Origin of the sequence: Streptomyces sp. NPDC048664 (assembly GCF_040650555.1) — a bacterium.
Lineage (GTDB): Bacteria > Actinomycetota > Actinomycetes > Streptomycetales > Streptomycetaceae > Streptomyces.
Genome location: NZ_JBEZHK010000010.1, coordinates 87096 through 110861 on the forward strand (window position 1 = coordinate 87096; position 23766 = coordinate 110861).

General features: G+C 74.1%; 19 protein-coding genes. 12 read left to right on the forward strand and 7 right to left on the reverse strand.

What is annotated here, in order from left to right:
• The first annotated feature begins 124 nt into the window (after positions 1-124).
• Together AB0C59_RS13660 and tesB are read left to right on the forward strand one after the other, a co-directional pair.
• Positions 125-1282, forward strand: coding sequence for an acyl-CoA dehydrogenase family protein (locus AB0C59_RS13660; protein ID WP_363003902.1), 1158 nt, complete (start codon positions 125-127; stop codon positions 1280-1282).
• 112 nt (positions 1283-1394) lie between these two features.
• The gene (gene tesB, locus AB0C59_RS13665) at positions 1395-2261 is read left to right on the forward strand and encodes an acyl-CoA thioesterase II (RefSeq protein ID WP_363003904.1); all 867 of its coding nucleotides are present in this window, start codon (positions 1395-1397) and stop codon (positions 2259-2261) included.
• 64 nt (positions 2262-2325) lie between these two features.
• Here tesB and AB0C59_RS13670 read toward each other — a convergent pair whose 3' ends face one another.
• Both AB0C59_RS13670 and AB0C59_RS13675 read right to left on the reverse strand, forming a co-directional pair.
• Entirely contained in the window at positions 2326-3114 is a 789-nt protein-coding gene (locus AB0C59_RS13670) for a phosphatase (RefSeq protein WP_363003906.1), read from the reverse strand.
• 62 nt (positions 3115-3176) lie between these two features.
• Positions 3177-4829 (reverse strand): helix-turn-helix domain-containing protein, encoded by a 1653-nt coding sequence (locus tag AB0C59_RS13675; protein WP_363003908.1) that lies wholly within the window; start codon positions 4827-4829, stop codon positions 3177-3179.
• 118 nt (positions 4830-4947) lie between these two features.
• On the opposite strand from AB0C59_RS13675, the gene speB reads away from it, so the two are divergent.
• The 7 genes from speB to AB0C59_RS13710 all read left to right on the forward strand — a co-directional run bounded on the left by speB (position 4948) and on the right by AB0C59_RS13710 (position 15955).
• Positions 4948-5934, forward strand: coding sequence for an agmatinase (speB, locus tag AB0C59_RS13680; RefSeq protein ID WP_363003910.1), 987 nt, complete (start codon positions 4948-4950; stop codon positions 5932-5934).
• Complete coding sequence (locus AB0C59_RS13685; RefSeq protein ID WP_363003912.1) at positions 5931-7616, forward strand: thiamine pyrophosphate-binding protein; 1686 nt, start codon at positions 5931-5933, stop codon at positions 7614-7616. Before speB ends, AB0C59_RS13685 begins: the two co-directional genes overlap by 4 nt.
• A gap of 177 nt (positions 7617-7793) precedes the next feature.
• Positions 7794-8714, forward strand: a complete 921-nt coding sequence (locus AB0C59_RS13690) for a serine hydrolase (RefSeq protein WP_363003914.1) — start codon at positions 7794-7796, stop codon at positions 8712-8714.
• Between the two features lie 225 nt (positions 8715-8939).
• Positions 8940-9989 (forward strand): esterase-like activity of phytase family protein, encoded by a 1050-nt coding sequence (locus AB0C59_RS13695; protein WP_363003916.1) that lies wholly within the window; start codon positions 8940-8942, stop codon positions 9987-9989.
• A 144-nt stretch (positions 9990-10133) separates the two neighbouring features.
• Positions 10134-13934 (forward strand): ABC transporter ATP-binding protein, encoded by a 3801-nt coding sequence (locus tag AB0C59_RS13700; protein ID WP_363003918.1) that lies wholly within the window; start codon positions 10134-10136, stop codon positions 13932-13934.
• Positions 13935-14034: 100 nt separating this feature from the next.
• Positions 14035-14424, forward strand: a complete 390-nt coding sequence (locus AB0C59_RS13705; RefSeq protein WP_363003920.1) for a hypothetical protein — start codon at positions 14035-14037, stop codon at positions 14422-14424.
• A 109-nt stretch (positions 14425-14533) separates the two neighbouring features.
• Entirely contained in the window at positions 14534-15955 is a 1422-nt protein-coding gene (locus AB0C59_RS13710; RefSeq protein WP_363003922.1) for a S28 family serine protease, read from the forward strand.
• A gap of 19 nt (positions 15956-15974) precedes the next feature.
• On the opposite strand, the gene AB0C59_RS13715 is transcribed toward AB0C59_RS13710, so the two are convergent.
• The 3 genes from AB0C59_RS13715 to AB0C59_RS13725 all read right to left on the reverse strand — a co-directional run bounded on the left by AB0C59_RS13715 (position 15975) and on the right by AB0C59_RS13725 (position 19772).
• Positions 15975-16658: a hypothetical protein gene (locus AB0C59_RS13715; protein ID WP_363003924.1), complete on the reverse strand. Its 684-nt coding sequence runs from the start codon at positions 16656-16658 to the stop codon at positions 15975-15977.
• 101 nt (positions 16659-16759) lie between these two features.
• Positions 16760-18556 (reverse strand): glycoside hydrolase family 3 N-terminal domain-containing protein, encoded by a 1797-nt coding sequence (locus AB0C59_RS13720; RefSeq protein ID WP_363003926.1) that lies wholly within the window; start codon positions 18554-18556, stop codon positions 16760-16762.
• 214 nt (positions 18557-18770) lie between these two features.
• Positions 18771-19772 (reverse strand): LysR family transcriptional regulator, encoded by a 1002-nt coding sequence (locus AB0C59_RS13725; protein WP_363003928.1) that lies wholly within the window; start codon positions 19770-19772, stop codon positions 18771-18773.
• Positions 19773-19895: 123 nt separating this feature from the next.
• On the opposite strand from AB0C59_RS13725, the gene AB0C59_RS13730 reads away from it, so the two are divergent.
• The 3 genes from AB0C59_RS13730 to AB0C59_RS13740 all read left to right on the forward strand — a co-directional run bounded on the left by AB0C59_RS13730 (position 19896) and on the right by AB0C59_RS13740 (position 22183).
• A complete protein-coding gene (locus tag AB0C59_RS13730) occupies positions 19896-20912 on the forward strand; it encodes an EamA family transporter (RefSeq protein ID WP_363003930.1) in 1017 nt (338 codons plus the stop codon).
• 98 nt (positions 20913-21010) lie between these two features.
• Entirely contained in the window at positions 21011-21424 is a 414-nt protein-coding gene (locus AB0C59_RS13735; RefSeq protein ID WP_363003932.1) for a DUF6153 family protein, read from the forward strand.
• A gap of 108 nt (positions 21425-21532) precedes the next feature.
• The gene (locus tag AB0C59_RS13740) at positions 21533-22183 is read left to right on the forward strand and encodes a DUF305 domain-containing protein (RefSeq protein ID WP_363003934.1); all 651 of its coding nucleotides are present in this window, start codon (positions 21533-21535) and stop codon (positions 22181-22183) included.
• Positions 22184-22352: 169 nt separating this feature from the next.
• Here AB0C59_RS13740 and rbsD read toward each other — a convergent pair whose 3' ends face one another.
• Positions 22353-22742, reverse strand: coding sequence for a D-ribose pyranase (gene rbsD / locus AB0C59_RS13745; protein ID WP_363003936.1), 390 nt, complete (start codon positions 22740-22742; stop codon positions 22353-22355).
• Entirely contained in the window at positions 22739-23638 is a 900-nt protein-coding gene (locus AB0C59_RS13750; RefSeq protein WP_363003938.1) for a ribokinase, read from the reverse strand. The genes rbsD and AB0C59_RS13750 overlap by 4 nt, the downstream gene beginning before the upstream one ends.
• Positions 23639-23766: the final 128 nt, after the last annotated feature.

A 23766-nucleotide genomic window follows, 5' to 3' on the forward strand; every position in this document is an offset into this window, starting at 1 on the left:
TGGGCGTGACGAGCGTTACCCGTGGGCCACTCTGGACGCCGCAACCTACTGGCCGGTACCTTGGCATATGAGCAAGCGCTTAGACAGGTCCGATGTCTTGCCCAGGTAACGTGGAGGTGGCGACGTGCGCCGTACGGTGTTCAACGAGGATCATGAGGCGTTCCGGCAGACTCTGCGCGCCTTCATCGAGGCCGAGGTCGTGCCGGTGTACGACGAGTGGTTCGCCGCGGGCGAGGCGCCGCGCGACTTCTACTACAAGCTCGCCGAGCTCGGCGTCTTCGGCATCCGGGTCGACGAGGAGTACGGCGGCGCGGGCATAGACTCGTACAAGTTCGAGGCCGTCCTGTACGAGGAGACGGCTCGTGCGGGCGTCCAGTTCGGCGGCTCCGGCGTGCACGTCCTGCTCGCCCTGCCCTACATCAAGATGCTCGCCACCGACGAGCAGAAGAAGCGCTTCCTGCCGAAGTTCGTCTCCGGCGAGGAGATGTGGGCCATCGCGATGACGGAGCCGGGCACCGGCTCGGACCTCGCGGGCATGAAGACCACCGCCAAGCTCTCCGAGGACGGCACGCACTACGTCCTCAACGGCGCCAAGACCTTCATCACCGGCGGCGTGCACGCCGACCGCATGATCGTCTGCGCCCGCACCGCCGCGCCCAGCGCCGAGGACCGCCGCCACGGCATCTCCCTCTTCGTCGTGGACACCAAGGCCGAGGGCTACTCGGTCGGCCGCAAGCTGGACAAGCTCGGCCTCAAGACCTCCGACACGGCCGAGCTGGCCTTCGTCGACGTCAAGGTGCCCGTCGAGGACCTCCTCGGCGAGGAGAACAAGGGCTTCTACTACCTCGGCCACAACCTGGCCTCCGAGCGCTGGGGCATCGCCTTCGGCGCCTACGCGCAGGCCAAGGCCGCGATCCGGTTCGCCCAGCAGTACGTGGAGCAGCGGACCGTCTTCGGCAAGACCGTCGCCTCGTTCCAGAACACCAAGTTCGAGCTGGCCGCCTGCCAGGCCGAGGTGGACGCCGCGGAGGCCGTCGCCGACCGCGCCACGGAGGCCCTGGACGCCGGTGAGCTGACCCCCGCCGAGGCCGCCAGCGCCAAGCTGTTCAACACCGAGGTCGCCCACCGCGTGATCGACCGCTGCCTCCAGCTGCACGGCGGCTACGGCTTCATGAACGAGTACCCGATCGCGCGTCTGTACGCCGACAACCGCGTCAACCGCATCTACGGCGGCACCAGCGAGATCATGAAGTCGATCATCGCCAAGAACATGGGCCTGTAGGACCGCCCGTACAACCCGCGCGGTCACCGCGCGGTGGAGGCCACCGGCTCCCACCGCGCGGTGGGAGCCGGCAGCGGTGGGAACCGACGCACGAGGCGGTGGGAACCGGCGTATGAGCCAGGCACTTCAGTCGCTCCTCGACCTGCTCGACATCGAGCGGATCGAGCAGGACATCTTCCGCGGCCGGTCCCGGTCCGCGCTGGTCCCGCGGGTCTTCGGCGGGCAGGTGGCGGCCCAGGCGCTGGTCGCCGCCGGGCGCACGGTCCCCGAGGACCGGCCCGCCCACTCCCTGCACGCCTACTTCCTGCGCCCCGGCGACCCGGGCGCCCCCATCGTCTACACGGTCGACCGCATCCGCGACGGCCGGTCCTTCACCACCCGCCGGGTGGTCGCGGTCCAGCACGGGCAGCCCATCTTCCACCTCTCCGCGTCCTTCCAGACGTACGAGGAGGGCATGGACCACCAGGCCCCGATGCCGCCCGCCCCGGACCCCGAGACGCTGCCCTCCTCCAGGGAACGGCTGAGCGGCTACTCCCATCTGCCCCCCGAGCTCGTGGAGAAGCTGCTTCAGGCGCGCGAGTCCATCGACCTCAGGTACGTCGACGACCCGCCGTACGGGAAGTTCGGCGAGCCGCGCGAGCCGCGGTCCCAGGTGTGGTTCCGCACCAGCGGCAAGCTGGACGACGACCCGCTGCTGCATGTCGTCCTCGCCACGTACGTCTCCGACATGACCCTGCTGGACTCCATCCTCCTCGCGCACGGCCGCGGCGGCTGGGCCGTGGGGGACGTCGTCGGGGCGTCGCTGGACCACGCCATGTGGTTCCACCGCCCGTTCCGGGCCGACGAGTGGCTCCTGTACGCCCAGGAGTCCCCCTCGGCGCACGGCGGACGGGGCCTGGGCCAGGCCCGCATCTACACCCAGGACGGCCGCCTGGCGATCTCGGTGATCCAGGAGGGCGTGGTCCGTATCCCCCGCTGAGGTCCGCGGCACCCGGTTCTCCGGCCGCGGGACCTCGCCGTCCGGGCGGTGCCCCGCGGGTCCGTCAGGCCAGGCCCGCCGCGTCGAGGAGGTAGGCCGTCATCGGGTCGTAGTGGCGCGGGCTCGTGACGTGGTCGTCCAGCGGCACCGTCACCTGCACGGTGCCCTCCGCCTCGGCGAGGAACAGGGCCGGGTCGTTGCAGTCGGCGTACCCGACCGAGTCGATCCCGAGCTGGCCCGCGCGGCCCGCCCAGCCGTGGTCGGCCACCACCAGGTCGGGCAGCGGACGCCGTTCGCGCTCGAGGCCCCGCAGGATCTCGCCCATCGGCTCACCGGAGTGCGTGTGCCACAGGGTGGCGCCGTGTTCGAGGACGGCCACGTCCGCGAACTGCATGACGTAGCCCTCGTCGGTCACGAGCCCGTCCGGGATCACGACGATCTCGCAGCCCGCGGCACGCAGCGCGGCGGCGGTGGCCCGATGCACGTCGAGGAGCCCGCCGGGGTGGCCGGTGGCCAGCAGCACCCGCTGTCTCCCGGCGGCGGCCTTGCGCAGCCGGCCGGCGAGCCGCTCCAGGGCGTCGACCGTCAGCTCCGGGTCGATGGTGTCCTGCCCGTACCGGTGCTCGGGGTCGTCACTCACCCCGCAGCGCTCCGCCATGACCGCGAGCACGTCCTGCTCGTCGCCCCAGCGGTCGCCGAGTTCCAGGCCGAGCCAGTAGTGGCGGTCGCCGTTCGCGAGCTTGCGGTAGTGCGAGAGGTTGTTCTCGCGGGGCGTCGCGACATCGCCCGCGATGCGGGTCCGTACGAGGTGGGCGACGAGCTCGGCGCGGCTGGGGGTCCCGGATATCGGCATGGCACCCATTCTGCCGGGGCCCGCGGCGTGCCGGACCGTCGTCCCGCCCCGTGGGACGCGCGTCACTCCCGCCCCGGAGCGGCTCCCTCGGCCCTGCCGGGGTGCTTCAGGGCGAACCACAGCTCCATGCGCACGTCGGGATCGTCCAGGTCCGCGTCCAGCAGCGCCGCGCAGCGCGCGACGCGCCCGCGGACCGTGTTGCGGTGCACCGACAGGGCCACGGCGGTGCGGTCCCAGCTGCCGTGCAGGGACAGCCAGGTGCGCAGGGTCTCGGTCAGCGCGGGTGCCCCGGCGAGCGGGGCGAGGAGCGCTCGGGCGTACGCCTCGGCCTCGTCGCGGGGGACCAGGCCCGCCGGCCCGGGGCCGCCGCTGTGCCGGTGGCGGACCAGGGGCGTCCGGGTGGCGCGGGCGCGGGCCAGGGCACGGGCGGCCTGGGCGTCGGCCACGGGCCAGTCCTCCGGGGCGACGGCGGCGCTGACGCCGAGGGTCCAGCCGGGCTGCGGGACCGGCTCGCGGTCGGCCGGCACCAGGACCCGCACCCGCGCACCCGCCCCGCCCGCCCCGGTCCCGTCGGCCGCCGGGCCGTGGTCGACCAGCGCGGACCCGAGCGCGGCACCCAGCGCGGAGGCGGTCGCCGAGGAGGCGTCAGGGAGCGCGTGCACGACGAGCCAGGGCCCGGCGCCGAGCAGCGGCGCCACCGCCCGGGGCGCCGCCCCCAGCAGCAGTCGGACCAGCGCGGCCGCACGCGCGTCGGCCGCCTCGCCCACCTGCTCGGCGGTCAGCAGCGACAGCAGGACGGCGGCGACCGAGGCGATGGTGTGGTCCCCGGCCGTACGTCGCGTCGAGGCGACCCCGAGCACGCATCCCTGGCCGGGGGCCAGGGCGTAGGCGGAGAGGTGGACGTCGCCGACGGTGTCGGTCGCGGAGGCCGTGTGGGGGCCCGTCGCGCCGCGCGGCCGTACGACCGCCGCCAACCGGGCCATCGACTCCTGGACCGCGGCCTCCGGATCCCGTCCCGCCGTCGCGATCCGCGTCGCCTGCGGTCCGTACAGCACCGCCCAGCCCGACGTCCACCGGGCCAGTCGCCGCAGCACCGAGGGCACCGGGTCCGGACGCGCCGCCGCGGCGGCCAGGCTCTGCTGGGCCTCGGTGACGCGGCGCAGCTCCGCCAGCCGGGCCTCGGCCATGAGCTGCCACACCGCGCGGGCCACGCCGGAGAAGGTGGTCTGCGGCGGTACCTCCAGGAGCGGCAGTCCGCGCGCGTCGCAGGCGGCCACCAGACCGGCCGGGACCGTGTCGTGGACCGGGGCGAGGCCGAAGCCGAGGGCCGCGCCGCCCGCCGCCACGATGCGGGAGACATAGCGGTCGAAGCGGTCCCCGCCCCGGCCGCGGCCCTCCTCGCGCCCCGCCTCGCCACCGCCTTCGCGGAAGTCGCCACCCTCGCCGCTGCCCTCGCCGACCTCGCGGGAGTCGCCACCGCCCTCCCGGAAGTGGACCCCTGCCGACAGCAGCAGCTCGCCGCCGAGCAGGTACGGGTACGGGTCGGCCATCTCCGAGGCGTGCGCCCAGTGGATGGCGACCTCGCCCGCCGGCGGCCCCGCGATCTGCCGCAGGGCCAGGTCCTCGCGCGCCAGCAGGGCCGCCAGCGCGACCGGCACGGTGGGCGGGACGGCCGGTGCGGCCGGGCCCGCCGGCGTCCGGGAGTCGGGAGACATGTGCGATTCCTCCATCCCGCCCCGCTCTGATGGAGGAAACGTACACTTCGCACGCGCGGCCCCGCGACCTACAGTCGAGGGACAGGACGGACAGCGTGAGAAAGAAGGCACCGCGCCCATGAGCAGCAACGAGACGCCCCGCGGCCCCATCGACTCGTCCCGCGTCCCGCGGTACGCGGGCCCCGCGACCTTCGCCCGGCTGCCCCGCCTCGACGAGGTCGGCACCGCGGACGTCGCCGTCGTCGGCGTGCCCTTCGACTCGGGCGTCTCCTACCGTCCCGGCGCCCGCTTCGGCGGCAACGCCATCCGCGAGGCCTCCCGCCTGCTCCGCCCCTACAACCCGGCCCAGGACGCCTCCCCGTTCGCGCTCGCCCAGGTCGCGGACGGCGGCGACATCGCGGTGAACCCGTTCAACATCAACGAGGCGGTGGAGACCGTCGAGGCCGCCGCGGACGACCTGCTCGGCACCGGCGCCCGCCTGATGACACTGGGCGGCGACCACACCATCGCCCTGCCGCTGCTGCGCTCGGTGGCCAGGAAGCACGGCCCGGTCGCCCTGCTGCACTTCGACGCCCACCTGGACACCTGGGACACCTACTTCGGCGCCGAGTACACGCACGGCACCCCGTTCCGCCGCGCCGTCGAGGAGGGCGTCCTCGACACCTCCGCGCTCTCCCACGTCGGCACCCGGGGCCCGCTGTACGGCAAGCAGGACCTCACCGACGACGAGAAGATGGGCTTCGGCATCGTCACCTCCGCCGACGTCTACCGGCGCGGCGCGGACGAGGTCGCCGACCAGCTCCGCCAGCGCATCGGCGACCGCCCCCTGTACATCTCCATCGACATCGACTGCCTCGACCCGGCGCACGCCCCCGGCACGGGCACGCCCGAGGCCGGCGGCATGACCTCGCGCGAACTCCTGGAGATCCTGCGCGGCCTCGCCTCCTGCAACCTGGTCTCGGCGGACGTGGTCGAGGTGGCGCCCGCCTACGACCACGCCGAGATCACCTCGGTGGCCGCCTCCCACACCGCGTACGAGCTGACGACCATCATGAGCCGTCAGATCGCGGCGGCCCGCGCCGGTGAGGAGACGACGGCCAAGTGACCCACGACCACGACCTGGTCCTTCGCCCCTCGGCGGCCCAGACCGAGGCGGCCCTCCACCCTCCCGCGGGCCGTACCGGCGGGGACCTGGTCGTGGAGACCCTCGCGGGGCTCGGCGCGACGACGGTCTTCGGACTGCCCGGCCAGCACGCGCTCGGCGTGTTCGACGCGCTGGGCCGTTCCGATCTGCGGTACGTCGGGCTGCGGATGGAGAACAACGCGGGCTTCGCGGCGGACGCCTACGGCCGGATCACCGGCGAGGCGGCCCCGCTCCTGCTGTCGACCGGGCCGGGGGCGCTGATGTCGCTCGCCGCGCTCCAGGAGGCGGCGGCCGCCTCGGCCCCGGTGCTGGCGATCGGCAGCCAGGTCCCCGCGGCGGGCCTGGGCGGCGGCCGCCACGGCTATCTGCACGAACTGCCCGACCAGGCCGCCTCGTTCCGCGGCGTCGTCAAGTCCGTGCACAGCGCGCGCACCCCCTCCCAGATCCCGTCCGCCCTCGCGGACGCCTGGAGGTCCGCGCTGACGGTTCCGCACGGCCCGGTGTGGGTGGAGATCCCGCAGGACGTGCTGCTGGCCGAGACGTCCCTTCCGGTGGTGACGGCCGTGGACGCCACCCCGGACGAGCGGCCCCCGCGGCCCGAACTGACCGCCGTCGCCGCCGACCTGCTGTCCCGCGCCGAGCGCCCGGTGATCATCGCGGGCGGGGGCGTGGTGCGGGCGGACGCCTCGGGCAAGCTGCGGAAACTCGCCGAGCGGCTGGACGCCCCCGTCGTGACCACCCCGGGCGGCAAGGGCGCCTTCCCCTGGAACCATCCGCTGTCGCTGCGGTCCTGGCTGGAGGACCGGCACACCACCGACTTCCTGGAGGACGCGGACGTCCTCCTCGTCGTCGGCTCGGGCCTGGGCGAACTCTCCTCGAACTACCACACGTTCACCCCGCGCGGCCGGGTGATCCAGATCGAGGCGGACCTCGGCAAGCTGGAGTCCAACCACCCCGCCCTCGGCATCCACGCCGACGCCCGCCTTGCCCTCCAGGCGCTCCTGGAGACGGTGTCCGAACGGCGCGACGCGACCGCCCCGGAGCGCGTACGGGCGCTGCTGGACCGGGTGGCCGACCGGATCGCCGCCCAGGACCTGACGCTGGAGCAGGACGTCCTGGCGGCCGTGCGCCGGGCCCTGCCCTCCACCTCCCCGTCCTTCTGGGACATGACGATCCTGGCGTACTGGGCCTGGTCGGCCTTCGACGCGCGGGGCGCGAACACCCTGCACTCGGCCCAGGGCGCCGGGGGCCTCGGCTACGGCTTCCCGGCCGCGCTCGGAGCGGCGGTCGCCGACCCGACCCGCCCGGTGCTCGCGGTGTCGGGGGACGGCGGCGCCCTCTACTCCATCGCCGAACTGGCGACCGCGCGGCAGTACGACCTCGACGTGACCTGGCTGATCGTCGACGACGGCGGCTACGGCATCCTGCGCGAGTACATGAGCGACGCGTTCGGCCGGACGACCGGCACCGAGCTGGCCCGCCCCGACTTCGCGGCCCTGGCCCGGTCCTTCGGCGTCCCGGGCGTCCGCACGACCCCCGAGACCCTGGAGCAGGACCTGGCGAAGGCCCTCGCCGAGCCGGGTCCCTCGGTCGTCGTCCTCCCGGCGGTCCTGCGGATGTTCGCGCCCACGCACCTGGGCTGAACGGCCCCGACCGGCGCCGGTGCCCGCCGCCGGACCCGTCCCGGGCCGCGTCGTCCCACCTGGTCGAGGTGGCCGGTCGCGTACGTCGTATCGTGCAACCTTCCACTCATACCCATGAGTCGTGAGGTTCGGGCGCGCCGGGGGCGTGCCCGAACCCATGCAAGCGAGGGGACTTCCATGACTCACCGGATATCCCGGCGTACCCGAGCGCTCTGTGCGAGCCTCGCCGCCGGGACACTCATCCCGCTCGTCGCGGCCGCCGCGCCCGCGACCGCCGCGCCGTCGACCGTCAGTTGCACGTCGGGCAAGGCGGGACTGGCCGCCCAACTCCAGAAGGACATCACCGCGGCCCTGGCGGGGCGCGAGGGGACCGTCGCGGTCGGCCTCTACGACCGCTCCACCAGCACCAGTTGCTCACTGCGGAGCACCTCCGCCTACGACTCGGCCAGCGTCGTCAAGGTGACCGTGCTCTCCGCGCTGCTGTGGGACGCCAAGAAGAGCAACCGCTACCTCACCGACCACGAGGCCGACCTCGCCACGGCGATGATCACGCAGTCGGACAACGACGCCACCAGCGCCTTGTGGAAGCAGCTCGGTTCGGCGAAGGTCCAGGGCTTCCTGTCGGCCGCCGGCATGACCCAGACCACGCCCGGCGCGGACGGCTACTGGGGCCTGACCCAGATCACCGTGCAGGACGAGCAGAAGCTCCTCGCGCTCGTCACCGCCAAGAACGCCGTGCTGAGCGACAACTCCCGCGCCTACATCCAGAAACTGATGGGCCAGGTCGACCCGTCCCAGCGCTGGGGCACCCCGGCGGGCGCGCCGTCCGGTGTCTCCGTGCACGTGAAGAACGGCTGGCTGCAGCGCGCCACGCACGGCTGGCGCGTGCACAGCGTCGGCACGTTCAGCGGCCTCGGCCACGACTACACGATCACGGTGCTCACCCAGGACAACAGCACCATGGACTACGGCGTGGCCACCATCCAGAAGGTGGCCACGGCGATCCACAAGGACCTGGTGCCGACGGCGTCCGCCACCGGGAAGTTCGTGCCGACCAGCAGGCCGCAGGAGGTCCTCCCGGCGGTCCCCGCCCACTGACCGCGGTCTCCGCCCACTGACCGCGGTCCGTGACCGCGATCCCCGCCCCGAACCCCTGACCAGGGTGCCGGGCACGGACCCCTGACCAGGGTCCCCGGGCGGATCGCCCGCGCGGATCGGCATCGCCGCGCCTCCCCGTCGACCCCGCCGCCTGACACGCGGTGGTCGACGGGGAGTTCACTTTCGGGCCACCCCCGCGCACCCGCTCGGCACTACGGTGGCGATATGCGCCTGAGAACCCTCCTCGTCGCCGTCACCGCCACGCTCGCCGCCGCCACACCGCCGGCCGCCGCCACCGGGGCCACGCCCGCCACCCCGCCCGGCACTCCCGCGCACGCCTGCTCCCCCTCCGTCGCCCTGACGGGCTTCTCCGACGCCCTCGACAAGACGACGTACGCCGACACGTTCGTCGGCAACCTCTCCGCGCTCTCCGTCGACTCCGGCGGCCGGATCGCCGCGCTCTCGGACCGCTCCTCGCTGTTCACCCTCGACCGGAAGACCCTCCGGCCCACCGGCGTGACCGCCCTCGCCGACGAGCACGGCGCCGCCCTGGACTCCGAGGGCCTGGCCGTCGACCGGGACGGCACCCGGCTCGTCACCTCCGAGACCGAGCCGTCCGTGCGCCGCTACTCCCGCGACGGCAGAATCCTCGACCGCCTCCCGGTGCCCGACTCCCTGCGGGTCGCCCCCGCGGGGCGCGCCACCTCGAACCTGACCTTCGAGGGGCTGACCCTGCTGCCCGGCGGGCGCACGCTGCTGGCCGCCATGGAGGGCTCGCTGAGCGGCGACACCCCCGGCGTCGTCCGCTTCCAGACCTGGAAGCGGCACGGCGAGCACTTCGCGCTCGCGGCCCAGTACGGCTACCGCACCGACACCGGCCTCGGCGTCTCCGAGACGGCGGCGACCCCCGACGGCCGGCTCCTCGTGCTGGAGCGCGGCTTCAGGGCCGGGTACGGCAACACGATCCGCCTCTACCTCGCCGACCTCTCCCACGCCGGCGACACCAGCCGCGTGGACATCCTGACCGGCCAGGCCGACGTGCGGCTCGCCCGCAAGACGCTCCTCGCGGACCTGGCCGACTGCCCCTCGCTGGGCGCGCGGGCGCGGCAGCCCCAGCCGAACCCGCTGCTCGACAACGTCGAGGGCATGGCCGTCACCGGGGCGCGGCACGGGCGGCTGAGCCTGCTGCTGGTCAGCGACGACAACCAGAACGCGGCCCAGGTCACCCGCCTGTACGCACTGCGGGTACGCCTGCCGCACCACCCCGCCGGCTAGACGCCGCCGCGACGGGCGGCGGTGCGCGGCCCCCGGGATGAAATCCGGCGTCCGACGTGTTGGCCTTGCGTCAGGGTGCACGAACGCGGTGCACGGTGGTGCGGGTACCGCACGGGCAGACCGGATCGGCAGGAAGGGACGGGTGTGGCAGCGCACGAGGGGGAAGCACGCGGCTGGGCGCGCAGGCTGGCGGCGTACGCGTGGCGCTATCCGAAGGACGTCGTCCTCGCGCTCGGGTCCTCCCTGGCCGGCATGGCCGTCATGGCCCTCGTCCCGCTGATCACCAAGGTGATCATCGACGACGTCGTCGGCAGCCACACCCGGTCCATGGGCCCCTGGGCGGGCGCCCTGATCGGGGCGGCCGTGGCGGTCTACGCGCTCACCTACATCCGCCGCTACTACGGCGGCCGGCTCGCCCTGGACGTGCAGCACGACCTGCGCACCGAGATGTACGCGACGATCACCCGGCTGGACGGGCGGCGCCAGGACGAGCTGTCCACCGGGCAGGTCGTCGGCCGGGCCACCAGCGACCTCCAGCTCATCCAGGGGCTGCTGTTCATGCTCCCGATGACGATCGGGAACGTGCTCCTCTTCCTGATCTCCCTGGGGATCATGGCGTGGCTGTCGCTGCCGCTCACCCTGGTCGCCCTCGCGGTGGCGCCCGCCCTGTGGTTCATCGCCAGGCGCAGCCGTGTCCGGCTGCATCCGGCCACCTGGTACGCGCAGGCGCAGGCCGCCGCCGTGGCAGGCGTGGTCGACGGCGCCGTCAGCGGTGTCCGCGTGGTGAAGGGCTTCGGGCAGGAGGAGCAGGAGACGGGCAAGCTGCGCGAGGTCGGCCACCGGCTGTTCGCGGGCCGGCTGCGCACCATCCGGTTGAACGCCCGCTACACCCCCGCCCTCCAGGCCGTGCCCGCGTTCGGGCAGGTCGCCATGCTCGGAGCCGGTGGCTGGCTCGCCGTGAACGGGCACATCACACTCGGCACGTTCGTCGCGTTCTCCTCCTACCTCGCCCAGCTCGTCGGCCCGGTGCGGATGCTGGCCGTGGTCCTCACGGTGGGCCAGCAGGCCCGCGCGGGCGCCGAGCGCGTCCTGGAGCTGATCGACACCGAGCCGTCGCTGCGGGACGGCACCAAGGAGCTGCCCGCCGACGCGCCCGCCACGGTCGAGTTCGAGAACGTCTCCTTCTCCTACGGCGGCTCCGACGAGCCCGACGACTCCGGCGAGCCCGGCGGCGTCGGCGACTCCGGTGCCGGGCGGCCGGTCCTCGACGGGCTCTCCTTCGAGATCCGCGCCGGCGAGACCCTCGCCGTCGTCGGTTCCTCCGGCTCCGGCAAGTCCACCGTCTCCCTGCTCCTGCCGCGCTTCTACGACGTCACGCACGGCGCCGTCCTCGTCGGCGGCCACGACGTGCGCGAGCTGACCCAGAAGTCGCTGCGCGCCGCGATCGGCCTGGTCCCCGAGGACTCCTTCCTGTTCTCGGACACGGTCCGCGCCAACATCGCCTACGGCCGTCCCGACGCGAGCGACGAGCAGATCGAGCGGGCCGCGCGCGCCGCCCAGGCCGACCGGTTCATCGCCGAACTGCCCGACGGGTACGGGACCACGGTCGGCGAGCACGGCCTGACCCTCTCCGGCGGCCAGCGCCAGCGCGTCGCGCTCGCCCGCGCCATCCTCACCGACCCGCGCCTCCTCGTCCTGGACGACGCCACCTCGGCGGTGGACGCCCAGGTCGAGCACGAGATCCACGAGGCCCTGAAGCAGGTCATGCGGGGCCGTACCACCCTGCTGATCGCGCACCGGCGCTCCACCCTGAACCTCGCCGACCGCATCGCCGTCCTGGACGGCGGGCGCCTCGCCGACATCGGCACCCACGAGGAGCTCCAGGCGCGCAGCGCCCTGTACCGGCGGCTGCTGACCGACCCGGACGAGCTGGGCGGTGTCTCCCCGGGCCACACCATGGCGGCGGCCCCGCGCGAGGACACCAGCGTCCGCGACGAGCTGGACGCCGAGTTCGACGCCGAGCGCGGGGTGACCCCGCGGCTGTGGACCGGCGACCGCGAGCCCAAGGACCGGGCGCTGTCCGGCTCCCCGGCCACCCCCGAACTCCTCGCCCAGGTGGAGAGGCTTCCCGCGGCCACCGACACTCCCGCCGTGGACGAGGCCCGCGCGGTGCGGCCGGAGGCGTCGTACGGACTGACCCGGCTGCTGCGCGGCTTCGGCGCGCCGCTCCTCGTCAGCCTGGTCCTGGTCGCGGTCGACGCGGGCATGAGCCTGCTGCTGCCGATCCTGATCCGGCACGGCATCGACAGCGGCGTCTCCAAGATGGCGCTCGGCGCGGTCTGGACGGCGTCGCTGCTGGCCCTGGTCGCGGTCCTCGTGCAGTGGGCGGCGCAGTTCGGCGAGACGCGGATGACCGGGCGGACCGGTGAGCGCGTCCTGTACGCCCTCCGGCTGAAGATCTTCGCCCAGCTCCAGCGGCTGGGGCTCGACTACTACGAGCGCGAGCTGACCGGGCGGATCATGACCCGGATGACGACCGACGTGGACGCGCTGTCGACGTTCCTGCAGACCGGCCTGGTCACCGCGGTCGTCTCCGTCGTCACCTTCCTCGGGATCATGGTCGCGCTGCTGGTGCTGGACGTGCAGCTCGCGCTGGTGGTCTTCGTCACGCTGCCGCCGCTGATCGTGGCGACCGTGTTCTTCCGCCGGGCGAGCGTGAAGGCGTACGAGCTGGCCCGGGAACGGGTGTCGGGGGTCAACGCCGACCTCCAGGAATCGGTGTCGGGGCTGCGCATCCTCCAGGCCTTCGGGCGGGAGCGGGACGGCGGCCGACGGTTCACCGAGGGCAGCGACGGCTACCGGCGGGCCCGCATCCGGGGGCAGTGGCTGATCTCCGTGTACTTCCCCTTCGTGCAGCTGCTCTCGTCGGCGGCCGCGGCGGCCGTGCTGATCGTGGGCTCGCACCGGGTGGACGCGGGGACCCTGACGACCGGCGCGCTGGTCGCCTACCTGCTCTACATCGACCTGTTCTTCGCACCGGTCCAGCAGCTCTCCCAGGTCTTCGACGGGTACCAGCAGGCCACGGTGTCGCTGGGCCGCATCCAGGAACTGCTGCGGGAACCGGCCTCCACCCAGGCCGCCGACCAGCCGCGTGCGGTGACCTCGCTGCGCGGCGACGTCACCTTCGACGACGTCGCCTTCGCCTACGGCGACGAGGAGGAGGCGCTCAGCAGCGTCCGGCTGACCATCCCCGCCGGGCAGACGGTCGCGTTCGTCGGCGAGACGGGGGCGGGCAAGTCGACCCTGGTCAAGCTCGTGGCCCGGTTCTACGACCCCACCCGCGGCCGGGTGCTCGTCGACGGGAGCGATCTGCGCGCGCTGGACCTGGCCTCGTACCGGCACCGGCTCGGCGTCGTACCGCAGGAGTCGTACCTGTTCCCGGGGACGGTCCGGGACGCCATCGCCTACGCGCGTCCGGGCGCGAGCGACGCCGAGGTGGAGGCCGCGGCACGGGCGGTGGGCGCGCACGACATGATCGCCCAGCTCACGGGCGGCTATCTGCACGAGGTCGCCGAGCGCGGCCGGAACCTGTCCGCCGGCCAGCGGCAGCTGATCGCCCTGGCCCGCGCGGAACTGGTGGACCCGGACATCCTGCTGCTGGACGAGGCCACCGCGGCACTCGACCTGGCCACCGAGGCGCAGGTCAACCGGGCCACGGACCGGCTGGCGGGCCGTCGTACGACGCTGGTCGTCGCCCACCGGCTGACCACGGCCGCCCGCGCGGACCGCGTGGTGGTGATGGACCACGGCCGGGTCGCCGAGGAGGGCACCCACGAGGAGCTGCTGGCCCGCGAGGGCCGGTACGCGCGGCTGTGGCGGACGTTCACGGGCGAGCCGGAGCCGGGCGAGCCCGAGCCCGAGGAGCCGGTGGGCAGCACGGCCTGAGCGGGGCCCCGCGCCGCGCGCCACCGGTCCGGGGCAACCAAGGCGGGTACGACAGGCGTCCGTACCTCCGTACGCCCATCGTCGTGGGGAAGGACAACAAGTGGACAGTGGTGCGATACGACGCCGCCCGCCGGCGCTCGGGCTGACCGTGCTCGCGGCGTCGGGACTGCTCGCCGTGGCGAGCCCGGGCAACGCGCAGGCGGCCGATCTCTGCTCCGGGCGCATGGTGCGCACACTCTCCTTCGCCACCGGCGCGGTGCAGGTCTACAAGCGGGACAGCTATGTGTGCGCGATGACCGTCCCGAAGAAGGCCGCCGGCCGCCGGCCGATGTCCGTGAGCGTGCAGGCGCGCGGCAACCGGCCCGCCGCCGACATCGGCACCTACACGCGGTACGCGGGCCCCGTGGCCGTGCACGTGGGACACCGGTGCGTGTGGATCAAGGGGTCCGTGGGCTCCGGGTCGGTCAGCTCGGGCTGGATCCTGTGCTGACGGGCGGGCCTTCTCAGCCAATCCACAGGTGAGCTCGAACGCCCCCTGGTGTACGTGGATGCCGCTCCGCTAGGTTCCGGCGGACATCCGCGATCACAGGGGAGGGTGCATGCGCAAGGCGCTCAGATGGCTGCTGGCGCTCGCCGTGCTCATCGGCACGCTGGGCACGGCCGGGACGGCCACCGCCGTCCAGCCGACGGCCGACATCAAGGACCGGCTGCTCGCGATACCGGGCATGAGCCTCGTGGAGGAGAAGCCGTACGACGGCTACCGCTACTTCGTGCTCGCCTACACCCAGCCGGTCGACCACCGGCACCCCGGGCGGGGCACGTTCCAGCAGCGGATCACCGTGCTGCACAAGGACGTCTCGCGCCCCACGGTCTTCTACACCAGCGGGTACAACGTCTCCACGACCCCCGGCCGCAGTGAGCCCACCCGCATCGTGGACGGCAACCAGGTCTCCCTGGAGTACCGCTTCTTCACCCCGTCCCGCCCCGCCCCCGCCGACTGGTCGAAGCTGGACATCTGGCAGGCGGCGAGCGACCAGCACCGGGTGTTCGAGGCGCTCAAGGCGGTGTACCCGCAGCGGTGGCTCGCCACGGGCGGCTCCAAGGGCGGCATGACGGCGACGTACTACAAGCGCTTCTACCCGCGTGACATGGACGGCGTCGTCGCCTACGTCGCGCCCAACGACGTGGTGAACGACGAGGACTCCGCCTACGACCGGTTCTTCACGACGGTCGGCACCAAGGAGTGCCGCGACCGGCTCGACGCGGTGCAGCGCGAGGCCCTGGTACGCCGGGACACGCTGGAGAAGAAGTACGCGGCGTACGCGGCGCAGGCCGGCGCCACCTTCACCACGGTGGGCAGCCTGGACCGCGCCTACGAGTCGGTCGTCCTGGACTACGTGTGGGGCTTTTGGCAGTACAGCACGCTCGCGGACTGCGCCACGATCCCGGCCGACGCGAAGAAGGCCACCGACGACGAGATCTGGAACTCCGTCGACACGATCTCCGGCTTCTCCTTCTACACCGACCAGGGCCTCGCCCCGTACACGCCGTACTACTACCAGGCCGGCACCCAACTCGGCGCGCCCACCATCCACTTCCCGTACATCGAGAAGAAGTACCTCCACTACGGCTACCAGCCGCCCCGGAACTTCGTGCCCCGCTCCATCCCGATGCGGTTCAGGGACGGGGCGATGCGGGACGTGGACGGCTGGGTCAGGCATCACGCGCGCCACATGCTCTTCGTGTACGGGCAGAACGACCCGTGGGGCGCCGAGCGCTTCGCTCTCGGCAAGGGCGCCCGTGACGCGTACGTCCTCACGGCACCCGGCATGAACCACGGCGCCAATGTCGCGGGCCTGGTCCCCGACGAGAAGGCCCTGGCCACCGCCCGCATCCTCGACTGGGCCGGGGTGGCGTCCCCGTCGGTCGAGGCGGACCCGTCGGCCGCGAAGCCCCTGGCGGGCTACGACGCGAAGCTGGACCACGGGACCACGGAACGCGAGCCGGCCCTACGACCGTAGGACCTGCCCTGGCACGGAGCTAAGGCCGCGGCGCCCCGCTGGGGCGCGGCGTCGCGGCCGGGCTCGGGTGGCGGTGCGTCAGCGACCGGGCGCAGCCGACCGGTCTGGCGCCGCCCAGCTCGACGTAGAGGCCCGTCGACGACGGGCACTGCGAGCGGCGCGCCACCGCCGAGGTCACCTTGTACTGCGGTGCGTGCGCGCCCTTGCCGTCGCAGGACGTCTCGCGGACCTCGCCGGCGCCCGCGCCGTACACGCAGTCGCCGACGATCGTGCGCGGGCCGCCGCCGCCTCCGGGGTCGCCCGGGTGCGGCGGCCGCAGGTTCCGCATGCACGCGTAGCCCTGTGGGGTGGCGCCGTCGGCCGTGGCGTCCGGCGCGGCGGCCGACCGGCCGATGTGCAGGACGACATCCGTGGTCGCGGGGCACGCGGGACCACGGGCGGGGTCGCCGTCATGGCGTGCGATCACCCGGGCCGCGGCCTGCGCGCTGGTGCAGGGCACTTCCGTGAAGCTCGTCGTCCCGAGGGAACTGCACTCGCCGTCGGCGAGGAACACCGACCCGTACCCGGACGGCGGCGCGGCCGTGGCGCTCGCGCCGGCCGTGTCCGTGGCCGCCGGGGGAGCGGACGACAGGCATCCGGACAGCCCCGTCACCGCCAGCGCAGCCGCCACCAGCGCACCTGGCACCGCACGTGTCCCTCGCATCGCCACCCTCTCGCCCGCCGCCGCCCAGCATGGCGGACCAAGGTCGCCCATGTCAGGCATATCGGGTAGTTCCCGGCGGATGGGGGGCGGGGTCCGCCGCGCTAGGCGTAGTCCCGGTACGACAGGCCGTAGCCCAGGGGGTACAGCACCCGTGCCGGGTCGTCCGCCCGCCGCACCGGCACCGGCAGCCTGCCGCGCGGTGCCGCCCGGCCCGCGATCACCCGGGCCGCCGCGCGCAGTTCGGGGTCGGTCCAGGAGTAGGTGGCCAGGCAGGCGTGGACGCCCTGGAGCCGGGCGACGTCGTAGGGGTTGCGGAGGGCGACCGCGATCACCGGACGTCCGGTGGCGAGCAGACGTTCGACCAGGGTGAGTTGGGTGCTCGTGGCGCTCAGGTCGTAGGTGCCCAGGACCACCGCGTCCGCGTCCTTCGCCGCCGCGACCGCGCGCTCGATCGCGGCGGCCGTGGGCTCCATGCCGGTGGGCAGCGCGGTGGCGGTGAAGCCGAGACCGGTCAGGGCGTTCGCCAGCACGGCGGTGGGGGGTCCGTCGGTGCCGGACGGGGACTGCGGGTCGGCACCGGCGACGAGCAGACGGGGATGGGTGCGGCAGGACAGCGGCAGCAGGCGGTCCTTGTCGACCAGCAGCGTCGTGGTGCGCTGCGCGACCTGGTCCGCCGCGCGCCGATGCGCGGCCGTGCCGACGGTGCGGTCGACCGCGGCGCCGGTGGTGAAGGGCTGCTCGAACAGCCCGAGCCTCGCCTTGAGGCGCAGGATGCGCAGCACCGACTCCTCCAGCCGGGCCTCGCTCAGCTCGCCGCCGCGCACCGCCGCGAGGACCGCGCGAGTGGCGAGCTCCAGGTTGGGCGGGTTGAGCAGTTGGTCGACGCCGGCCTTGAGCGCGAGCACCGGAACCCGGTCGTCGCCGTACTTCTGGCGCACCCCCTGCATGCCGAGCGAGTCGGTCACCACGACCCCGTCGTATCCCAGCTCCTCGCGCAGGATGCCGGTGACGATCGGGTGCGAGAGCGTGGCCGGGTCGCCGGAGGCGTCCAGCGCGGGGACCACGATGTGCGCGGTCATGATCGAGTCGATTCCGGCGCGGACCGCCGCACGGAAGGGCACCGCGTCGAGCCTGTCCCACCGCTCGCGGCTGTGGGTGATGACCGGCAGGCCGGTGTGGCTGTCGACGGCCGTGTCGCCGTGGCCCGGGAAGTGCTTGGCGGTCGCCGCGACCCCGGAGGCCCGGTAGCCCGCCGCCTCCGCCGTCACCAGGCGCGCCACCGCCCGCGGGTCCGCGCCGAAGGAGCGCACGCCGATCACCGGGTTGGCCGGGTCGATGTTGACGTCGGCGTCGGGGGAGTAGTCCTGGCGGATGCCCAGGGCGCGCAGTTCGGCGCCGGAGATCCGGCCGAGCGTGAAGGCGTCCGCGCGGGAGCCGCCCGCGCCGACGGCCATCGCGCCCGGGAACAGGGTGGCGGGTCCGCCCACGCGGGCCACCGCCCCGTGCTCCTGGTCCGTCGCGATGAGCACGGGCAGTCCGCGGGGGCCGGCCAGGGACGCGGTCTGGATGCCGTTCGAGAGGTCCGCGATCTGGTGCGGGGAGCGGGTGTTGTGCGCCCAGCCGAAGTAGACGACGCCGCCGACACGGTACTTCGCGATCAGCTCGGCGGCCGTGCGGACGCCGAACTCGGCGAGGTTGGCGGCGCTGTCGGCCGGGTCGGGGGCGGTGGCCGAGTGGCCGTGGACGCGTGTCACGAAGAGCTGGCCGACCTTCTCCTCCAGCGTCATGCGGGAGACGAGGGCGGGCAGCCGCGCGGCGGCGTGGGCGGTGCCCGAACCGAGGGCGAGGGCCGCGGTCAGGCTCCCGGTGAGGACGACGCGCCTGGAGGGGCCGGACATGGGCGCTCCTTCCGAAGGGGCTGGAGAGGGGCCGGAAGAGCACCAGTATCCGAGACATGACGGCTCGTCAGAGGCAGGCGCGGCGGGACGGGGGGCCGCCATCGGCGCCGACTGAGGGGCGCGCCGACGGCGGCGTGCTGCCGGCCGCGTGCGGCGGAGGAGGGTGGTCAGCGATCGCAGCCAGTGGCGAGGGCCGACGCCGCACGGCGGGGACTCATCCGACAGCTCGCGCGTTGGACGAAGGGGACCCGGCACGGGTTCCCGTGCCGGCGGCCGCTTCCCGAAGTCGGGACTCGCGGGGCGTACGGGGCGCGTGCGCCGCGCTCGGCCCGTGCTCCCGCAGGGTGCGCACGGCCTCGGCGATCGCCGGACGGCGCGCGGCGCCCTCACGCCACACCGCGTACAGCCGCCGCACCGGCATCGGTTCGAGGGCGACCTCGACCACCCCCGCCGGCAGCGGGCCACGCCCCAGGCGCGGGATGACCGCGATGCCGAGCCCGGCCGCCACCAGGGCGGTCAGGGTCGGGTTCTCGTCGGCCTGGTGCACCACGTCGGGCTCGTGCCCGGCCGCCCGCAGGGTCCGCAGCAGCCAGTCGTGGCAGACCCGGCCGGGCGGCTGGCAGATCCAGCGCTCACCGCCCAACTCCTCGGGTCGCACGGCCGCACGCCCGGCCAGCGGATGCCCCTCGGGCACGAGCAGATCGCACCTGTCCTCCCCGATCAACGCCTGCTCCACCCCGGCGGGCGCGGGCAGCGGGGCGGTGTCCCAGTCGTGCGCGACCGTGAGATCCACGGCGCCCTTCGCGACCAGGTCCACGGACAGATGCGGGTCGACCTCGGTGAGCCGCGCCTCCAGGGACGGATGCCGCGCGGCCAGGTCGGCGAGCACGCCGGGCAGCAGCCCGCGGGCGGCCGACGGGAACGCGGCGATCGTCAGCCGCCCGGCCGGCACCCCCCGCCGCTGTTCGAGCGAGGTCTCCGCCCGCTCCACGATCGCCAGCAACTCCCGCGCCGTGACGACGAGCTGCCACGCCTCCTCGGTGAGACGCACGCCCCGCCCCTCGCGCTCCAGCAGCACGGTCCTGGTCTCCCGCTCCAGTTTGGCGATCTGCTGGGACACGGCGGAGGAGGTGTAGCCGAGCGCGGTGGCGGCGGCGCCGACCGTGCCGTGGACGGAGACGGCGTGCAGGGCGCGCAGGCGTTGAAGGTCCAGCATGGAGGGGCCGCCTCGGTTCCGCGTTCGGGGACGTCGCACCCGGGGCTCCGGTTAGCGATGCTTCATCCAACCATGCAGAAACCGTCGCTGGTGCTTCACGGTCGAGGTCGTGATCATCGACGTATGCGACCCGTACATGTCTTCCTCGCCGTTCTCGTGGCCGCCGTCTGGGGGGTGAACTTCACCGTCATCGAACTCGGGCTCGGCCACTTCCCGCCGCTGCTGTTCTCGGCCCTGCGCTTCCTGGTCGCGGCGGTACCCGCGGTCTTCTTCGTCGGGCGCCCCCAGGTGGGCTGGCGGTCCGTCGTGGCGGTCGGACTGGTGCTCGGAGTCGCCAAGTTCGGGCTGCTGTTCATCGGCATGGACGCGGGCATGCCCGCCGGACTGTCCTCCCTGGTGCTCCAGATCCAGGCCGTCTTCACCGCGCTCGTGGCCTTCGTCGTCCTCGGCGAACGGCCCACACGCCTGCGGCTGCTGGGCATGGCGGTGGCCCTGGCCGGAGTGGGGCTCGCGGCCGTGGACGAGGGCACCTCGGGTCCGCTCGGCGCGTTCGCCCTGGTCATCGCGGCGGCGGCCTGCTGGGGCGTGTCCAACGTCCTGACCCGCAAGGCCGCACCGCCGAACGCGCTGAACTTCATGGTGTGGGTGAGCACGGTGCCGGTGCTGCCCCTGCTCGGCCTCTCCCTGCTGACGGAGGGCCCGTCCCGCGACCTGGCCGCCGTGCGCGCCCTGGACTGGCAGGGCGCCGGCATCGTCCTGTACGTCGCCTGGATCACCACGATCCTCGGCTTCGGCATCTGGGGCTGGCTGCTGCGCCGTCACCCCGCCTCCACGGTCGCCCCGTTCTCCCTCCTGGTCCCCGTCTTCGGCATGTCCGCCGCCGCCCTGTTCCTGGACGAGCCCATCAGCCCCCTGCGCTGGGGCGCGGCGGCCCTGCTGGTGGGCGGAGTGGCACTGACGTCGTGGACGCCCGGGGGGAGGTCCCGCGTCGGGACGGGCGCGGGTACGGCGGACGCGGCCGCGGGTACGGGGGGTGCGGGCATGGCGGAGGCGGGTGCGGGCATGGCGGGCGCGGCGGGCGCGAACGCGGGCGCCGCCACTCCCGCCGCCCCGGAGGCGATCGTGCGGAGCGGGCGCTGACGCGCGCCGAACGCGCCCGGCGTGCAGCGCGGCAGCCGTGGCGGGCGCCGTCGGGCCACCCCGAACTGCCGTGGTGCGCGCGGCCTACGATGGGTGCCATGGCATCCGGCGCGCGCACCCGTTCCACGGTGAGCCGCGTCCGCCGGGTGCTGTCGGCGTTGGCGGTCCTCACCGGCCTGCTCGCCCTGCACGGCCTCTCGCCGTCCGGGATGCCGGCCGCCGGGCAACACGTCATGGCGGCCCCGACGGCCCTGGCCGGTCACCACACCGCGGCCGCCCCCGTGACCGACCGCGCCCCGCTCGCGAGCCCGTGGCACGGCGGGACGGCCATGGACCACGCCGGGACCTGCGCGGCCGGGGGCACGGCCGCCTCCTACCTCCCGCCCGCCCTCTCGCCGTCGCCGACCCCCTGCGGTGAACCCGCCGAGGCCGCCCTGCGCCACCGGATCGCGGGAACCCCGCACGGCAGGGCCCCACCCGACCTGTCCGAACTGCAGCTCCTACGGATCTAGACCGCACCCCGGGCGACGCTCGCCCGCACCCGCGTCTCGATCCCCTCTTCCCGCACACAGGCGTGTCCTCGACGCGCTGTGCGGGCACTCCAAGGAGCCGTACCTCTCATGACACCTCGTCGTACCCGTACCCGTACCCGTACCCGCATCCGCCCTGCCGCCGCCTCGGCCCTCGCCGCGGCACTGGCCTCGGCCCTGCTCGCCGGCTGCGGCGCCGGCGCCGATTCCGCCCCGCCCGCGACCGGCGCCTCGGCCGCCTCCACCGTGCGGCGGAGCCACAACGCGCAGGACGTCACCTTCGCGCGGGAGATGATCCCGCATCACCGCCAAGCCCTGGCCATGGCCGCCCTCGCGTCGTCGCGCGCCAAGTCCCCGCAGGTGAAAAGCCTCGCGGCACGGATCGAGAAGGCGCAGAAGCCGGAGATCGACACCATGTCGGGCTGGCTCGGGGGCTGGGGGGAGCGTGTCCCTGACGACAGCGCCACCGGCATGGAGGGCATGCCGGGTATGGACCACTCCGCTTCGCCGATGCCGGGCATGATGTCCGACGCCGCCATGGGCGAGCTGAGGAACCTGACCGGCGACGCGTTCGACGGGGCGTTCCTGAAGATGATGATCGGTCATCACGAAGGCGCCGTCGCGATGGCGAAGACCGAGCGCGCCAAGGGCGCCTACGGTCCCGCGCGGACGATGGCCGCCTCGGTCATCACCGCGCAGTCGGCCGAGATCACCGAGATGAACGCGCTGCTGCGCACCTGAGCGACCGCCCGTCGAGGCGGGTCATGTCCCGTCCGACGGGGCCGAGTCCACCAGCGCCGGGGCGCCCCGCGTCCCGGCGCCGCGCTCGGCCGCGCGTTCCGCCCTCCCGCGCGGTTCCGGGGTGCTCACGCCGTGCCCGTCGGCCACCGCACACGCCCGAACGCACGGATCAGAAGAAGACCCCGCAGCGCAGCAGCACGTTCGCGTACGGGCGGGCCTCACCCGTACGGACGATCAGGCGCGCGCCGGCCGTCAGCGCCTTCAGCCGCTCGTGCGGCACCAGCACGAGGCCGGGGAAGCGCGCGTCCAGCAGCGCCGCCGTCGCGGGGTTCGCGTCGCGCACCTCGCGGGCCGCCGTCGCCCCCTCCACCACCAGTTCGTCCAGCAGGCCGTCCAGCACCTGCGCGAAGGACGGCACCCCCGCCACGAACGCCAGGTCCACGACCCGGGGGCCCGCCGGGATCGGCATGCCCGCGTCGCACACCAGCACCCCGTCCCCGTGCCCCAGTTCGGCCACGGCACCCGCGAGATGGCGGTTCAGTATTCCCGCCTTCTTCACAGCGCCTCGACCTCCGCCGCGGTCGGGAAGGACTCCTGGGCCCCGGGCCGGGTCACCGCCGCCGCGCCCACCCGCGCCGCGTACGCCGCCGCGTCGGCCAGGGACGCGCCCGCGCCCAGCCGCCAGGCCAGCGCCGCGGTGAACGCGTCACCCGCGCCCGTCGTGTCCACCGCGTCCACCTGCACGGACGGCACCCGGGACACGGTGTCGCCGCGCGCCACCAGCGCGCCCTGCGCGCCCAGGGTCACCACGACCGAGCGCGGACCGAGGGCGAGCAGTGCCCGCGCCCAGTCCTCGGGGGCGCCGTCCAGGGCGCCGCCCGCGATGACGCGGGCTTCGTGCTCGTTCACGATCAACGGGTCGCAGGCCGCGAGCAGTTCGGCGGGCAGGGGGCGCGGCGGCGACGGGTTCAGCACGAAGCGGGTGCCGGCCGGCAGGCTCCGCACCAGTTCCACGACCGTCTCCAACGGGATCTCCAGCTGCGCCGAGACCACCCGGGACCCCCGCAGCAGGTGCTCGGCGTCCCGGACGTCCTTCGGGGTGAGCCTGCCGTTGGCCCCGGGCGAGACCACGATGCTGTTGTCCCCCGACGGATCCACCGTGATCAGCGCGACCCCGGTCGGCGCCCCGCCGACCAGGACCCCCGCCGTGTCGACCCCGGCCGTGTGCTGCGCCGACAGCAGCAGCCGCCCGTGGTCGTCGTCGCCGACCCGCGCCAGCAGCGCGGTGCGGGCGCCGAGCCGGGCCGCGGCGACCGCCTGGTTGGCGCCCTTGCCCCCGGGGTGCACGACCAGGTCGGAGCCGAGCACCGTCTCGCCCGGCGCGGGCCGCCGCTCGACGCCGATCACCAGATCGGCGTTGGCGGAGCCCACCACCAGCAGGTCGTAGTCGTCCATGAACTGTCTCTCCCAACGGATCCCCGTGGACCCTCGCGAAGCCGAAGCCGAAGCCGAAGCCGAAGCCGAAGCCGAAGCCGAAGCCGAAGCCGGGCCGCCGCGTTCCCTTGCTGCGGCCCGGAGGTGTG